The following is a 15,080-nucleotide window of genomic DNA, read 5'->3' on the forward strand; positions in this document are numbered from 1 at the left end:
TCTCCCCCGAAAACTCGTTCACTTGACGCTGCCCGCCGTCATCCCGGCCTTCCAGAAGCGCTGCAGCGACATGAAGACCACCAGCAGCGGCACCACCGACAGCAGCGACCCGGTGATCACCAGGCTGTGGAACTCGGGGAAGGCGTTGCCCTGCTTCTCCCAGGTGAACAGGCCGAGGCTGAGCGGGTACAGCTTCTGGTCGTTGAGCATCACCAGGGGCAGGAAGAAGTTGTTCCAGATCGCGGTGAACTGGAACAGGAAGATCGTCACGAAGGCCGGCATCAGCATCGGCAGCGCGACCCTGGTGAAGGTGCGGATCTCGCCCGCGCCGTCCGACCTGGCCGCCTCCAGCACCTCGCCGGGCACGTACCCCGACGACAGGACGCGCGCCAGGTAGACGCCGAAGGGGTGGACCAGCACGGGGATGAAGACCGCCCAGAAGGTGTTGACCACGCCCACCTTCGAGGCCAGCAGGTACAGCGGCAGCGCCGTGGCGGTGGTCGGCACCAGCACGCCGAGCAGCACCAGGCCGAACATCTTCTCCTTGCCGAGCCACTGGTACTTGTCGAAGGCGTAGCCGCACATGATGGTGATGAAGGAGCTCACCGCCGCGCCCACGCCGGCGTACAGGACGCTGTTGAGATACCAGCGGAAGAAGATCCCGCCGTTCTCCGCGCTGACCGCCCGGATGTTGGCGATCAGGTTGAAGTCGGCGAAGGCGAAGCCGGGCGTGGAGTAGAGGTCCGACAGCGACTTGGTCGAGGCGAACAGCAGCCACGTCAGCGGCAGCAGCGTGTAGAGGGTGGCGACGGTCAGCAGGATGTTGACCGTCGCGCGCGACATCCACTTCATCGACGGTTACCCCACCTGGTGACGACGTAGGAGAGCACGGCGGCCAGCAGCGCGAGGATGATCGAGGCGGCGCCCGCCTGGCCGTAGTCGTTGTTTCCGAAAGCCTCGTTGTAGGCGTACATGTTCGGCGTCCAGGTGCTGACGATGCCGTCGCTGACGTTGTCGAGCACCATGGGCTCGGTGAACAGCTGCAGCGAGCCGATGATCGTGAACAGGACTGTGGTGATCACCGCGCCGCGGATCAGCGGCACCTTCACCGACAGGGCGGTCCTGATCGCACCGGCGCCGTCCATCCGCGCCGCCTCCAGCACCTCGGCGGGGATGGCCTGGAGGGCGGCGAAGTAGATGATCATGTTGTAGCCGACCCACTCCCACAGCGCGATGTTGACCACCGAGCCGAGCACCTGGTCGCCGCCGAGGAAGTTGACGCCGCCGAGCAGGTCCACGATGGGGCTGATGCCGGGCAGGTAGAGGTAGAGCCAGATCAGCCCGGCGATCACGCCCGGCACGATGTGCGGCATGAACAGCGCCAGCTGGAAGAACCTCTTCGCCCTTGCCAGGCCGGAGTCCAGCAGCAGGGCCAGGCCGAGCGCCCCGCCGATCATGAGCGGGATGTAGAACAGGCAGTACCCGAGGATGATCAGGAAGCCGTCGGTGAAGGCCCGGTCCGCGAGCGTGTCGAGGTAGTTGCCGAGGCCGACGAAAACCGTCTCGGCGCCGCCGAACCCGAGTCCCGACGACTTCTCGCTGAACAGGCTCAGGTAGACGGCGTAGGCCAGGGGGGCCACGATGACCGCCGCGAACAGGGCGAAGAACGGGCCGACGAAGAGCACGATCGCTCCCCGCCTGCGCCAGGCGTCCCCTGGGGCTCGCGCCTGTGTGTCTGCTGTCATCTCCATCTCTCCGATCTGTTACGGCCCGCCGTACCGCACCGCCGTCACCTCGGGCCCCGCTCCCCGCAGGGAGCCGGCCGCCGGACCCGGCCCGCCCCTTCGCAGGGGAGGGCCACCCGTTCGCTCCTCGAAGGAACCCCGCCCCGCTCACGGAGAGCGGGCGGGTGGGGGCGGGGGCTACGGCTGGGCCACGTTCAGCCCGCGCCCCTTGATCTCGTTCACCGTCGCCGTCTGCACCGTCTCCAGCACCTCGGGCAGCGTGGTGCCGCCGGTGCTCACCTTGCCGAGGGCGTCCTTGAAGGCGGTGAGCGTCTGCACCATGCTCGGCCCCCACGTCCAGCCCGGCTGGATGGTCCCGTACGACTCGGTGAACAGCGCGTAGATGTCCTGCCCGCCGTAGAAGGAGGCGTCGAAGCTCTTGGCCGCCACCGGCACCAGGTCCGCGATCGCGGGGAAGCCGCTGGAGGTGCCGGACGACAGCCTGGCCGTCCACGCCTCGGGTGAGCCGGTCAGCCACTTGATGACCTCGACCGCCGCCTTGGCGTTCTTGCTGTTCTTGGCGACGCCGAACGTGGTGCCGCCGAGCATGCCGCTGGCGGGGGTGCCCCAGTTCGGGATCGGCGCGATGGCCCACTTGCCGCTCTGGCCCGCGTGGTTGCCCTTCATGACGCCCGCGCCCCAGTTGGCGCCGACGTAACCCCAGAGGGTGTCGTCCTCGAAGGCGGCGTTCCACTCCTGGCTGAAGGAGGGCTGCACCTTGACGAGGTCGTCCTTGACCAGGCCCTGCCAGTAGTCGGCGACCTTCCTGGTGGCCTCGTCGTTGATGGCGACCTTCCACGCGTCGCCCTCGGTGCCGAACCACTTGCCGCCCGCCTGCCAGGCGAGGGCGGCGATGACGCTCGGGTCGTCGGGGAAGAAGGTGGCGATGCGCGCCTTGTCGGAGGCCTTCTTGACCTTCTCGGCGGCGGCCTTGAAGTCGTCCCAGGTCTTCGGGACCTCGATCTTGTTCTTCTCGAACAGGTCCTTGCGGTAGAAGAAGACCTGCGGCGCCGCGTCCATGGGCACCGACCAGGTCCTGCCGCCGAGCTCGACGAGGCTGAAGACGCTGGCGGGGTACTTGCCCTTGACGTCGGCGACCTCGGCGGTGATGTCCTGCAGCGCGCCCTGGTTGACGAAGTCGGGAAGCTGCGGGTACTCGATGGACATCACGTCGGGGGCGTTGCCCGCCTTCACGGCGTTGGAGAACTTCGCGTAGCCGCCCGCGTTGCCCGAGGGGATCTCCTCGAACCTGATCTGGATGTCCTTGTGCGACTTGTTGAAGGCGTCGACGACCTCCTGGGTGCCCTTGGCCCAACCCCAGAAGGTGACCTCCGCGGGCTTGCCACCCTCGGCCGCGGGGGCGGTTGGTTCGCTGCCGCCGCCCCCACAGGCCGCGAGCAGGGTGATGCCGGCCAGCATCCCGGAGATGCCGGCGGCGGCGCGCTTGCGTTCCATGATTGCTCCTCATCGCTTCCGATCGCTAGTGCATCATTCGCTCAAAAGCGAAGGCTTGTCTAGATTTCGATCAGTAACGAAATGAACGCAAAACAATCAGCCGCGTACGGCGGTGGACTCCCGCACCCTGAGTTCCGGCAGCAGCGCCACGTGCTGGGCGGCCAGCGCCGAACCCTGCTCGATCCGGCGGACGAGCAGGTCGACGGCGCTGCGGCCGACCGCCGCCTTGGGCGGCGCGACCGCGGTGAGCGGCGGGTCGCTGAGCGCGGCGACCTCGTCGTCGTAGGCCACGATCGAGACGTCGGCGGGGATCCGCACGCCCGCCAGGCGCAGGTGCTGCACCAGCAGCAGCGCGTCCTCGTCGTTGTGCACGAGCAGCCCGGTCACCGAGCCGTCGCCGATGGCCCTGACCACCTGCGCGACCTGCTCGTCCGACGGCCCGTCCTGCTCCACGCCGAACTCCCCCGGCGTCTCGAGCCCCAGGTCGCGCACGGCGGAGAGGAAGCCGTGGCGCACGCGCGGCGCGGTGGGGCTCTTGCGGGTCACCATCGCCACCCTGCGATGGCCCAGCTCCGCCAGGTGCCTGGTGCCTAGGAAGGCGCCGTGGGCGTGGTGGGAGGCGGCCGCGTCCATGAAGGAGGCGGGTCCGCCCAGCTCGGCGATCCTCTCCACCAGGACGGCGGGCACCCCCAGCCCCGCCAGCCACGACACGTGCGACTCGTCGGGCTGCCTGCTCGTCGTGAGCAGCAGGCCCTCGGCCCCTCCGGCGATCAGCTGTCCCACCTGTTTGCGATCCTCGTCGTCGTCGTAGCGGGAGACCCCGAGCACCAGCCGCGCGCCGAGGCGTTGCGCCTGGTCGCGGGCGGCCTTGATGACCGTGCCGTAGTAGTAGGTGGCCGAGGGCACCAGCATCCCGATCGTGAGCGAACGCTCGATCGAGGGGCGGCTCTCCTGGACGGTCTCAGGGGGCAGCGTGACACCGCCGTGGACCCTGTTGACCAGCCCCTGACCGGCCAGGTGCTCGACATCCCTGCGCAGGGTGACCATCGAGACGCCGAGCCGCTCGACCAGGTCGGCCAGCCGCACGGATCCGCGCTCGCGCACCTCGCGCAGGATGAGCTCATGGCGTTGCTCGACGAACAAGGGGGACTCCTCACACTCGACGTTCCGATCCTAGCGCTGTAGGTTTCGGCTGTGAACGTATTGTTTCGTTCGATCATCTCCCGGAGCCCGCATGCTCGCCCTTCCGCCTGAGGACCGATCACTCAGCCCGTACACCGGGTGGACGCGCGCGCACTGGGAGGCCGCTGCCGACGCCCTGCTGTCCGCGGTCGAACCGTATCGCTCACCCGATCACTCGTTGATCACTTTGCCGGGAAGGGCCAGCTGGTCCGGCTGCGACGGGCTCGAGGGCTATGCCCGCACCTTCCTGCTGGCGGCCTTCAGGGTGGCCGGCGGCGGCGATCCCGCGGCGCTCCAGCCGTACGCCGAGGGGCTGGCGACCGGCCCCCTCGGCACCTGGCCGGAGATCAAGGACCACTTCCAGCCCATGGTGGAGGCGGCCTCCATCGCGCTCGGCCTGCGGCTGACCCGTCCGTGGCTGTGGGACCGGCTCGACCCGGGCGTCCAGGCCCGTGTCGTGGGATGGCTGGAGGAGGCGCTGCGCCGCAAGCACGTCGACAACAACTGGCACCTGTTCCCCGTGACCGTGGCCGGGTTCCTCCAGGAGCTCGGCCACGACACCCAGGCGGTCATCGACGGAGGCCTGGACAGGATCGAGCGCTGGTACGAGGGCGACGGCTGGTACCGCGACGGCGAAGGGCGCAACTTCGACCACTACAACGGCTGGGCCATGCACCTCTACCCGGCCCTGCACGCCCACCTCGGCGGGCCCGCCGAGCCGTACGCCACGCGCCTGCGCGCCTTCCTCGGCAACTACGGCTCCGCCTTCGACGCCAACGGCTCGCCCGTCTACCAGGGCAGGTCGCTCATCTACCGCTTCGCCGCCGCCGCACCTGTGTGGGCCGGCGAACTGCTCGGCGCTTCCCCCTACTCCCCCGGTACGGCACGCCGCCTGGCCAGCGGCGCTCTCAGGCACTTCCTGGCCGACGGCAGGGCGCTCTCCCCTCAGGGCCTGCTCACGCTCGGCTGGTACGGCCCGCACGAACCCTCGCTGCAGCCGTACTCGGGGGCTGCCTCGCCGTACTGGGCCTCGAAGGGCTTCCTCGGCCTGCTCCTGCCCGCCGACCACCCCGCCTGGACCTCCGTCGAGGAGCCTGGCCCCGTCGAACGCGCCGACCAGGCCATCGGTCTGCCAGGCCCCGGGCTGCTCGTCCACTCGACCGCCGCCGACGGCCTGGTCAGGCTGGTCAACCACGGCAGCGACCACCAGCCGCCGGGCGGCGGCCCCGACGACCCCCTCTACCAGCGCCTGGCCTACTCCTCTCGGACGGGCCCTGCCACCCCCGCCGACAACCACCTCGGGCTGGTGATCGACGGCGAGGTGACCCCGCGCGGGCCCATCACGCCGCTCGGCGCGGGCCCCGGCTGGGCCGCCTCCTCCAGCCGCCCCACGCCCTCGACGCTGATCGAGAGCGTCAGCATGGTGCGCGGCCCGCACGAGGTAAGGCTCCACCGGGTCACCGCCCCCTCCGGCACGGTGGTCCGCCAGACCGGCTGGGCCCTTCCCGAGGCGGCGGGAGAGGAGCTGACCGGCGCCCTTCTCCCCCTGCACGGCTTCACCCGCTCGTCGGTCATGGAGTCGCCCGAGGGCACGGTCTTCGGCCCCGACGCGCTGGTGCCGTGCCTGGAGGGCGAGTGCGCGGGGCCCGGGTCCGTCTTCGTCTGCGTGGCGACCCTCTCGGCCGCCCCCGCACCTCCGCCGCCCGTCTACGACCCCGTGGGGGCGACCGTCACCTGGCACGACGGCACCGTCCAGGATCTTCCGCTCTAGCGGGGCGTGACCGCCGGCTCGGGCGTGCGGCCCGTCGGGGCCCGGGTGGCGGTTCAGGCGAGGAAGGCGCGCAGGAGGGCGGCGGTGCCCTCCAGGTGCTCGGCGACCGCTCTGCGCGCGCCGTCGGGGTCTCCCGCGAGGATCGCCGCCACGATGGCCTCGTGCTGGATGGCCGCGTGTTCGATGTTGACCTGCAGCATCGGGATGGCGTTGAGCAGGTCGGTGACACGGAGGCGGGCGTCCGCGCAGGTGGCGGCGAGCAGCGAGGAGCCGGTGAGCTCGGCGATCGACAGGTGGAAGGCCGTGTCGAGGCGCCGGTACTCGTCGGGGCGCGCGGTGTTCAGCTCGGCCAGCCGTCCGAGGAGAAGGGCGCGCTGCGTCTCGTCGAGCGGGGTGGAGGCCAGCACCTGGGCCGCCCCGCACTCCACCGCCATCCTGAAGGTGAGCGCGTCGGCGAGCGAGTCGGTGCCCATCTCGGCGACCGCCTGCCGGAGGTCCCCCGTGCCGGGAGGCGGCGGCGCGTAGATGACGAAGGCGCCGCCGTAGCGCCCACGGCGTACGTCCAGGTAGCCGGCCTCCTGCAGCGCGCGGATGGCCTCACGGAGAGTGACCCTGCTGATCCCCAGCTGGACGGCGAGCTCGCGCTCGGGAGGAAGCTTCTCGCCCTGCGCCACCATGCCGAGCTTGATCGCCTGGAGCAGCCGTTCCACGGTCTCCTCGAAGGCGTTGCCGGCCCTCACCGGGCGCAACACCGTCAGCGGGTTCAAGTCCACCCCTCTTGACTCTGACTTGCCAATGGTCTAACACTAGCCCAATAACGCGGGAGGGTGACTGTGACGGCTGGCTTCCTTTCCATCGACGAGTTGCGCGACGAGGTGACAGCGGGGCGGATCGACACCGTCCTGCTGGCTCTGGTCGACATGCAGGGCAGGATGCAGGGAAAGCGACTCTCCGCGAGATTCTTCCTTGACGAGGTGCTACACCACGGGTCAGAGGGATGCAACTACCTCCTCGCCGTCGATGTCGACATGAACACTGTCAACGGCTACGAGATGTCGTCATGGGAGCGCGGTTACGGCGACTTCGTGATGAAGCCCGATATATCTACGCTTCGGCGTATCCCCTGGCAGGAGGGGACGGCCCTGCTCATGGCCGATCTCACCTGGGAGGACGGCTCCGACGTGACCGCCTCGCCCCGCCAGATCCTGCGCAGGCAGCTGGCCAGGCTCGAAGAGCGGGGCCTTTCCGCCTACGTCGGCACCGAGCTGGAGTTCGTGGTCTACGACGACAGCTACGAGGAGGCCTGGCGGCGCGGCTATCGCGACCTGTCGCCCGCCAACCTCTACAACGTCGACTACTCACTGCTCGGCACGGCCCGCATCGAGCCGCTCCTGCGCCGCATCAGGCTCGAGATGGAGGGCGCGGGCCTGTACGTCGAGTCGGCCAAGGGCGAGTGCAACCTCGGCCAGCACGAGATCGCCTTCCGTTACGACGAGGCGCTGCGCACGTGCGACAACCACTCGGTCTACAAGAACGGCGCAAAGGAGATCGCCGCCCAGGAGGGCAAGTCGATCACTTTCATGGCCAAGCCGAACCAGCGCGAGGGCAATTCCTGTCATATCCACATATCGCTGAGGTCTGTGGACAACTCGCCCATCATGGCGGGGAGCCAGCCGTACGGACTGTCGGAGACAGGAGCGCGCTTCATCGCAGGGCAGCTGGCCTGCCTGCGAGAACTCACCCTCTTCTACGCTCCGAACATCAACTCCTACAAGCGGTACGTGCCGGGCAGCTTCGCCCCGACCGCGGTCAAGTGGGGTGTGGATAACCGCACGTGTTCGCTCCGTCTCGTGGGGCACGGACCCTCACTGCGGGTGGAGAACCGCGTGCCCGGCGGCGACGTGAACCCCTACCTCGCGGTGGCCGCGCTCATCGCGGCGGGACTGCACGGCATCGACAACGAGCTGACGCTGGAGGAGCCGTTCACCGGCAACGCCTACGCCAGCGGCGCCGAGACCGTGCCGCACACGCTGCGTGACGCGCTGACGCTGTGGGAAGGGTCGAAGCTGGCCCGCGAGAGTTTCGGCGAGGACGTCGTGGCGCACTACGCCAACAACGCCCGCGTCGAGTTGGCCGCCTTCGAGGCGGCCGTGACGGACTGGGAACTGTTCAGGGGATTCGAGAGACTTTGAAGATCATCAATCCGGCGACCGAGGCCGTCGTCGCCGACGTCGAGTTCGCCGACGCGGCGGAGATCGACAGGGCGGTGGAGCGTGCCAGGGCCGCCTTCCACACCTGGCGCCAGGTCTCGCCGGGCGACCGCGCCCGCCTGCTGAGGCGCTTCGCCGAGCAGGTCGACGCGCACGCCGAGGAACTGGCCCAGCTGGAGATCGCCAACGCGGGCCACACCATCGGCAACGCCCGCTGGGAGGCGGGCAACGTCCGCGACGTCCTGCACTTCTACGCCGGAGCGCCCGAGCGCCACCACGGCCTGCAGATCCCCGTCGCGGGGGGCATCGACGTCACCTTCCACGAGCCCCTGGGCGTGGTCGGCGTGATCGTGCCGTGGAACTTCCCGATGGTCGTCATGACCTGGGGTGTCGCCCCCGCGCTGGCGGCGGGCAACACGGTGGTCGTCAAGCCCGCCGAGTGGACACCGCTGACCGCGCTCAGGCTCGCCGAGCTGGCCCTCGAGGCGGGACTGCCCGAAGGCGTGCTCCAGGTGCTGCCAGGAGCGGGGGAGGTCGCGGGCGCCCGCCTCGTCGAGCATCCGCACGTCGCCAAGATCGTGTTCACCGGCTCCACCGAGGTCGGCAAGCAGATCGCCGCCACCTGCGCCTCGCAGGTCAAGCGCCTCACCCTCGAACTGGGCGGCAAGTCGGCCAACATCGTCTTCGCCGACTCCGACCTGGACAAGGCCGCCGCCACCGCCCCCTACGCGGTCTTCGACAACTCGGGCCAGGACTGCTGCGCCAGGTCCAGGATCCTCGTCGAGGCCTCCGTCCACGACGACTTCCTCGCCCTGCTCTCGCAGGCCGTCCACGACGTCAAGGTCGGCGACCCGCTGGACGAGAGCACCGAGATGGGGCCGCTGATCAGCGCCGAGCACCTCGACAGGGTGCGCGGCTTCGTCGAAGGCACCCCCTACCTGCAGGGCTCGTGCCCCTCGGGCCCCGGCTTCTGGTTCCCTCCCACCGTCCTCACCTCCTCCGTCACCGACCGCGCCTTCACCGAGGAGATCTTCGGTCCCGTGGTGTCCGTCGTCCCGTTCACCGACGAGGCCGACGCGGTGCGCATCGCCAACGACACGCCGTACGGCCTGAGCGGCTCCATCTGGACACGCGACGTCGGGCGGGCCCTGCGCGTCGCCAGGGCGGTCGAGGCGGGCAACCTGAGCGTGAACTCCCACTCCAGCGTGCGTTACTGGACACCGTTCGGCGGCTTCAAGCAGTCGGGGCTCGGCAGGGAGCTCGGACCCGACGCGCTGGCGTCCTTCACCGAGACCAAGAACGTCTTCATCGCCACCGACTGACCACCCGCCCCCGCGCTGGGCAGAGCAACCGAGAGAAGGACACATGCAGCGTTTGCAGGACCGCGTCGCCGTGATCACCGGCGCGGGCAGCGGCATCGGCCTGGCCACCGCGCGCAGGTTCGCCGAGGAGGGCGCGAAGGTGGTCTGCGTCGACCTCGACGAGCCCAGCGGCGCCAAGGCCGCCGACGAGGTCGGCGGCCTGTTCGTCAAGGCGGACGTCACCAGCGAGGACGACGTGGTCAGGATGTACCAGACGGCGTTCGACGCCTACGGCAGCGTCGACATCGCCTTCAACAACGCCGGCATCTCCCCTCCCGACGACGACTCCATCCTGGAGACCGGCCTCGACGCCTGGCGCAGGGTGCAGGAGGTCAACCTGACCTCCGTGTACCTGTGCTGCAAGCACGTCATCCCGTACATGCGGCGCCAGGGCAAGGGCTCGATCATCAACACCGCCTCGTTCGTCGCGGTGATGGGCTCGGCGACCTCCCAGATCTCCTACACCGCCTCCAAGGGCGGCGTGCTGGCGATGTCGAGGGAGCTGGGCGTGCAGTTCGCCCGCGAGGGCATCAGGGTCAACGCCCTGTGCCCCGGCCCGGTGAACACCCCGCTGCTGCAGGAGCTGTTCGCCAAGGACCCCGAGCGCGCCCAGCGCCGCCTGGTGCACATCCCTGTCGGCCGCTTCGCCGAGGCCACCGAGATCGCGGCCGCGGTCGCCTTCCTGGCCTCCGACGACGCCTCGTTCATCACCGGCTCCGAGTTCCTGGTCGACGGCGGCATCTCGGGAGCGTACGTTACACCCCTATGACCAGACCCTTGATCGGCATCACCTGTTACGTCGAGCCTGCGCGGTTCACCGTGTGGGACATGACGACGGCGCTGCTGCCGTACATGTACGTGGAACAGGTGGCGCGCGCGGGTGGGCAGCCGGTGATCCTGCCGCCCGCAGGGGACCTCGCCTCGGTCGTGGGCAGGCTCGACGGGGTGATCCTGGCGGGCGGGGGTGACATCGACCCCTCGCTCTACGCGGAGACGCCGCACGAGCGCACCGGCTTCGTCCGGCCCTTCCGTGACTCGGCGGAGTTCGCGCTGGCCGACGCCGCGCTCAAGGCGGGGCTGCCCTTCCTGGGCATCTGCAGGGGGCTGCAGGTTCTGAACGTGACGCTCGGCGGCAGCCTGCACCAGCACCTGCCCGACGCGGTGGGGCATTCGGGGCACGCGCCCGCGCCGGGCGAGTTCGGCCACATGCCGGTCGGCGTCACGCCAGGCAGCCGCATGGCGGAGATCGTGGGCGGCGACCCGCTGACCGTCCCGCACTACCATCACCAGGCGATTCGCCGCCTCGGCGACGGGTTGCTTGCCACCGCGCACGCCGCCGACGGCACCATCGAGGCGGTCGAGCTGCCCGGGCACCGCTTCGCCCTGGCCACGCAGTGGCACCCCGAGGCGGCGGAGGACGGCGCCCTGTTCCGCGCCCTTGTCGGAGCCGCCGGTTAGCCTCTCCTGATGCGCCTGCACGTGAAGGAGTTCGACGGGCCGCGCGACCGCACGCTGCTGGTCGTCCACGGCGGCCCCGACTGGGACCACAGCTATCTCGTCGAACCGCTCGACCGGCTGGCGGGCGAGCGGCGCCTGCTCCTCCCCGACCTGCGCGGCTGCGGCCGCTCCCCCGTGGCCGATCCGCTCACCCCCGACGCGATGGGTTCGATAACGTCGCATCCATGCGGCTTCATGTGGGATGCGCGATGTGGACGCACGCGCCATGGCAGGGGCGTTTCCTGCCGTCTCCGCTGCCTCAAGGCGAGCGCCTGCGCGCCTACGCGTCCTGGTGTGACGCGGTGGAGGGCAACACGACGTTCTACGCGACACCGGCGCGCAGCTCGGTGGAGTCGTGGGCGCGGCAGACCGACCCGAGCTTCCGCTTCGTGGTGAAGCTGCCCAAGCCGATCACGCATGAGCGCCGCCTCACCGGCGCCGAGGAGGAGCTCCGAACGTTCCTCGAGGCGATGGAGCCGCTCGGACCCCGGGCCCACGCCCTGTGGATCCAGCTGCCCGGATCGTTCGCTCCGACCGACCTCGGCGCACTGGCAGGCTTTCTGCGGGGGCTTCCCCGCTCGCACAGGTACGCCGTGGAGGTCCGCCACCGCGCCTTCTTCGACGACGAGCGCTCCGAACGGCTCCTCGAGCGGGTTCTGGCCGACGCCGGCGCCGAGTGGATCCCCTTCGACACCACCACGCTCTTCCAGAGCCCTCCGACCAGCGACGCCGAACGTGACGCGTGGACGAAGAAGCCCCGCGTGCCGCGCAGGTCGCGCGCTCTCACCGACCGACCGATCGTCCGCTACCTCGGAAGGGACTCCACGGAGCGCACGGTCGAGGGATGGCGGCACTGGGTCGGGACGGTCACCGAGTGGCTGCGCGAGGGCCGCTCCCCGACGGTGTTCATCCACACCCCTGACAACGCCGACGCCCTGCCGCTCGCCCGCCGCTTCCACGACGAGGTGCGCGCGGGGCTCCCCGAACTCGACCCGCTGCCCGACCCCGTGCCCGTCGAGCCCCTGACCCTCTTCTGAGCCCGCCCTCGCCGACGCCCTGCTCCGCTCACGCCGTCGGGCGCGGGGCGATGCCTTCGATCTCCACGAGCAGGTCCGAGCGGCAGATGTCCACGGTGAAGTAGACGATCTCGGCCGTGTCGGAGAAGGCTTCGGCGCACGCGGAGCGGACGGCCTCGAGGTCCTCCTCGTGGCGGAGGTAGACCTTGACGAGGCGGAGGTCCTTCAGGGTCCGGCCGTCGTCGATCCCGTGGGCCAGCAGGTTCTCCCTGCTCAGGACCTTCGCCATGTTGGCGAGGGTCACGTCGCACTGCTTGGCGACGTCGCCCTCGTGGACCGTCTCGTGGCCGAGGATGCTGGCCGTGCCGGCGACGAAGATGTCGCCGGCGCCGTCGAGGCCCGGTGGCGAGAGGGAGGTGGCGCGCGCGAACTTCGGCGGCCGGGGGCCGTACCTGTGGGGATAGGAGGGAGCGGGAACCTGCAGCGGATTCTCCAGGTGGCGGACGCGTCCGCTTCTGGAGGTCAGCAGGTACCAGCTGATGCCACCGCCGAGAGAGCCGATCCCGGTCGCGGCGGGCATCTCGCCGGCAGGCCCGAGACGGCGGTCCACCGCCTCGGCCCTGCCGAGGCAGAAGTCCCTGTAGATCTCCATGCCGTCGGCGTTGGCGCGATTGATGTCGTTGATGAAGTGCCAGATCCGGATGACGTGCGGATAGCCGAGCTCGCTGATCAGGTCGAAGGCCGCGTCGTAGGCCTCGCGCACCGGCTCGCGGTAGGACCCGCCTTCCGGGATCTGACCGGCGCAGAAGAGGTACTCGCCGTCGTGGGCGTACACGAGATCCCGGTACATGCCGGACGTGGGGGGCGCGTCCGTCTCCCACACCTCGGTGACCAGGGCGCTCTCGTCGCGGGCGAGATGCACGCCCATGTCCGCGACACCGTCGCGGACGGCCGGGGGGCGGTGATGGTCGAGGAAGGCGACCCGGCCCAGGAGGTGCCGCCCTGAGGGCGGCTCCTCGTGGGGCCGGACCAGTCGGCCACGCAGTCCGTTCGGGTATGTCGCCATCGGTGCCGCCTCCTGCCGGTCAGCCCGCTGCCCTGGCCCGTAAGTCTCGCCTGCTGAGTTTGCCCGTCGAGGTTCGTGGGAGCTCGGCGACGAAGACGATCTCCGACGGCACCTTGTACCAGGTCAGCTGCTTCTTGGCCGCGTCGGCCAGCTCGCCGCGGATCGTGGCGTGGTCCGACTCGTCGCCCTTGGTGATGAGGTAGGCGAGCAGCTTCGACGTGCCGTCCTGCGCCCGGGTCGAGCAGACCGCCGCTTCGAGCACGAGCGGATGCCGCGCGAGCACGTCCTCGATCTCGGCGGGGTGCACGTTCTGCCCGCCGACGATCTCGATGTCGTCGGCTCTGCCGAGGACCCGGAGGTAGCCGTCGTCGTCCATGGTGGCGGTGTCGCCCGTGGGCCACCAGCTGCTCTCGCCGTGGCGGAGACTCTCCGCTGGGGAGCCGATACCGGGCGCGATAGTGGGCCCCGCGACCTGCAGGTTGCCTTCGGCGCCTGAGGGGACGGGCTCGCCCTCGTCGTCGACCAGCTGTATCCGGAAGGGCGGCAGCGCCCTGCCCACGGTGCCCTCCCTGGTCTCGGACGGGGGGCTCGCGGCGAAGACCTGGCCCACCTCCGTGGTGCCGAGAACGTTGAGCAGCCGTTCCCCGAGCACCTCGCGCAGGGCGCCCTCCAGGGCGGGGGCGAGCACCTCTCCGGCCGTGACCGCCAGCCGGAGGCCGGCGAGCGGCGAGAGGTCGGGCTCGGCCAGCAGCCTGGCGTAGAAGCTGGGCTGTGCGTAGAACACGGTGACGCCGAGGTCGCGGATCGCGGCGAGCGCCTCGGCGGGCGTGGGGCGTCGCGGCGTGAGGACGGCCGCGCTCCCGCTGAGCAGCGGGTAGAAGAGCGTGTTGCCGAGCCCGTAGGAGAAGTACATGCGGGACACGGAGAGGCTCACGTCGCCGGGTCTCAGGTCGAGGACCCTGCCGAACGCGGAGTCGAAGACGTGGGGGTCGCCGTGCGTGTGGAAGCAGAGGCGGGGGCGGCCCGTGGTCGTTCCCGAGGTGAGCAGGGCGATGCCGGGGGTGTCCCGCGCGCAGTCGGCCGCCGGCGGCACGGCGGCCTGGTCCTGCTCGGCCCTGATCATGGCGGGTGTGACGGTGGGGCCGTCGAAGACGTCGGCGACGCGGGGGTCGGCGACGGTGAGCCTCGCTCCGGCGAGCTCGGCCGTCTGCCGCAGTTCGTCGGGGTGGAGGTCGGTGTTCACCAGGGCGACGATCGCGCCGAGGCGGAGCGTCCCGAGGATGGTCCAGATCAGGTCCATGCCGTCGGGCAGGGAGGCCAGCACCCGCTCGCCCCGGCGTACGCCGGAGGCGGACAGGTAGGCCGCCATCCGGTCGGCGCCCGCGAAGACGTCGGCGTAGCGGTGGACGGCGCCGTCGGCGAGGTAGGCGTGGCGCTCGAGCCACCCCTGTTCACGAGCGGTCCTGGCAAGATGTTCGGCGAGATTGTCGATGCCCGTCATGCAACAGCTCTCCTCCGACCGTCATGATCGTCGCGAGCTTTCTACAGCGGACGGTGGAGTGGCGTCAAGAGCCGTGCAAAGGTCGAGGCGGCCGCCGACTGCCTGACGGCCCGCTGTCCGGGTGGGCTTTGCCGAAGAGCTGTCAGCATTCGATGACGTTGACGGCCAGGCCGCCGCGTGAGGTCTCCTTGTACTTGTCGAGCATGTCGCGCCCGGTGTCGCGCATCGTCTTGATCG

The 15,080-nt window shown here is 70.1% G+C and carries 13 protein-coding genes and 1 pseudogene; 7 read left to right on the forward strand and 7 right to left on the reverse strand.

The annotated features are described in order from the left end of the window. Positions 1-18: 18 nt before the first annotated feature. From ABFX50_RS31895 to ABFX50_RS31910, 4 genes are all read right to left on the reverse strand, one after another. The gene (locus tag ABFX50_RS31895) at positions 19-852 is read right to left on the reverse strand and encodes a carbohydrate ABC transporter permease (RefSeq protein ID WP_221241141.1); all 834 of its coding nucleotides are present in this window, start codon (positions 850-852) and stop codon (positions 19-21) included. Next, positions 849-1,745 carry a carbohydrate ABC transporter permease gene (locus ABFX50_RS31900; RefSeq protein ID WP_346151532.1) on the reverse strand — a complete coding sequence of 299 codons (897 nt, stop codon included), beginning with the start codon at positions 1,743-1,745 and terminating at the stop codon, positions 849-851. The genes ABFX50_RS31895 and ABFX50_RS31900 overlap by 4 nt, the downstream gene beginning before the upstream one ends. A 177-nt stretch (positions 1,746-1,922) precedes the next feature. Then, the gene (locus ABFX50_RS31905; protein ID WP_346151534.1) at positions 1,923-3,239 is read right to left on the reverse strand and encodes an ABC transporter substrate-binding protein; all 1,317 of its coding nucleotides are present in this window, start codon (positions 3,237-3,239) and stop codon (positions 1,923-1,925) included. 96 nt (positions 3,240-3,335) lie between these two features. Continuing rightward, positions 3,336-4,382, reverse strand: coding sequence for a substrate-binding domain-containing protein (locus tag ABFX50_RS31910; RefSeq protein WP_183648877.1), 1,047 nt, complete (start codon positions 4,380-4,382; stop codon positions 3,336-3,338). A 91-nt stretch (positions 4,383-4,473) separates the two neighbouring features. On the opposite strand from ABFX50_RS31910, the gene ABFX50_RS31915 reads away from it, so the two are divergent. Next, positions 4,474-6,192 (forward strand): DUF2264 domain-containing protein, encoded by a 1,719-nt coding sequence (locus ABFX50_RS31915; RefSeq protein WP_346151537.1) that lies wholly within the window; start codon positions 4,474-4,476, stop codon positions 6,190-6,192. 53 nt (positions 6,193-6,245) lie between these two features. Here ABFX50_RS31915 and ABFX50_RS31920 read toward each other — a convergent pair whose 3' ends face one another. Beyond that, positions 6,246-6,950, reverse strand: coding sequence for a FadR/GntR family transcriptional regulator (locus tag ABFX50_RS31920; protein WP_428834714.1), 705 nt, complete (start codon positions 6,948-6,950; stop codon positions 6,246-6,248). Between the two features lie 75 nt (positions 6,951-7,025). Between ABFX50_RS31920 and ABFX50_RS31925 the strand changes: the two genes are divergently transcribed. From ABFX50_RS31925 to ABFX50_RS31950, 6 genes and pseudogenes are all read left to right on the forward strand, one after another. Then, positions 7,026-8,384, forward strand: coding sequence for a glutamine synthetase family protein (locus ABFX50_RS31925; protein WP_312895595.1), 1,359 nt, complete (start codon positions 7,026-7,028; stop codon positions 8,382-8,384). After that, positions 8,381-9,724, forward strand: coding sequence for an aldehyde dehydrogenase family protein (locus ABFX50_RS31930; protein WP_346151542.1), 1,344 nt, complete (start codon positions 8,381-8,383; stop codon positions 9,722-9,724). Before ABFX50_RS31925 ends, ABFX50_RS31930 begins: the two co-directional genes overlap by 4 nt. A 43-nt stretch (positions 9,725-9,767) precedes the next feature. Then, the gene (locus ABFX50_RS31935; protein WP_346151544.1) at positions 9,768-10,532 is read left to right on the forward strand and encodes a 3-oxoacyl-ACP reductase; all 765 of its coding nucleotides are present in this window, start codon (positions 9,768-9,770) and stop codon (positions 10,530-10,532) included. Then, positions 10,529-11,221: a gamma-glutamyl-gamma-aminobutyrate hydrolase family protein gene (locus ABFX50_RS31940; RefSeq protein WP_346151546.1), complete on the forward strand. Its 693-nt coding sequence runs from the start codon at positions 10,529-10,531 to the stop codon at positions 11,219-11,221. Before ABFX50_RS31935 ends, ABFX50_RS31940 begins: the two co-directional genes overlap by 4 nt. A gap of 9 nt (positions 11,222-11,230) precedes the next feature. Then, a pseudogene (locus tag ABFX50_RS31945) lies at positions 11,231-11,392 on the forward strand (alpha/beta fold hydrolase); the annotation flags it as partial. Between the two features lie 53 nt (positions 11,393-11,445). After that, positions 11,446-12,297: a DUF72 domain-containing protein gene (locus ABFX50_RS31950; RefSeq protein WP_346151548.1), complete on the forward strand. Its 852-nt coding sequence runs from the start codon at positions 11,446-11,448 to the stop codon at positions 12,295-12,297. A gap of 28 nt (positions 12,298-12,325) precedes the next feature. Here the strand turns inward: ABFX50_RS31950 and ABFX50_RS31955 are convergent, their stop codons facing one another. Next, complete coding sequence (locus ABFX50_RS31955) at positions 12,326-13,342, reverse strand: FkbO/Hyg5 family chorismatase (protein WP_346151550.1); 1,017 nt, start codon at positions 13,340-13,342, stop codon at positions 12,326-12,328. A gap of 19 nt (positions 13,343-13,361) precedes the next feature. Beyond that, positions 13,362-14,843, reverse strand: a complete 1,482-nt coding sequence (locus ABFX50_RS31960; protein ID WP_346151552.1) for a class I adenylate-forming enzyme family protein — start codon at positions 14,841-14,843, stop codon at positions 13,362-13,364. Between the last annotated feature and the right edge of the window lie 237 nt (positions 14,844-15,080).

Origin of the sequence: Nonomuraea recticatena (assembly GCF_039533245.1) — a bacterium.
In the GTDB taxonomy this organism is placed as follows: Bacteria; Actinomycetota; Actinomycetes; order Streptosporangiales; family Streptosporangiaceae; genus Nonomuraea; species Nonomuraea roseola.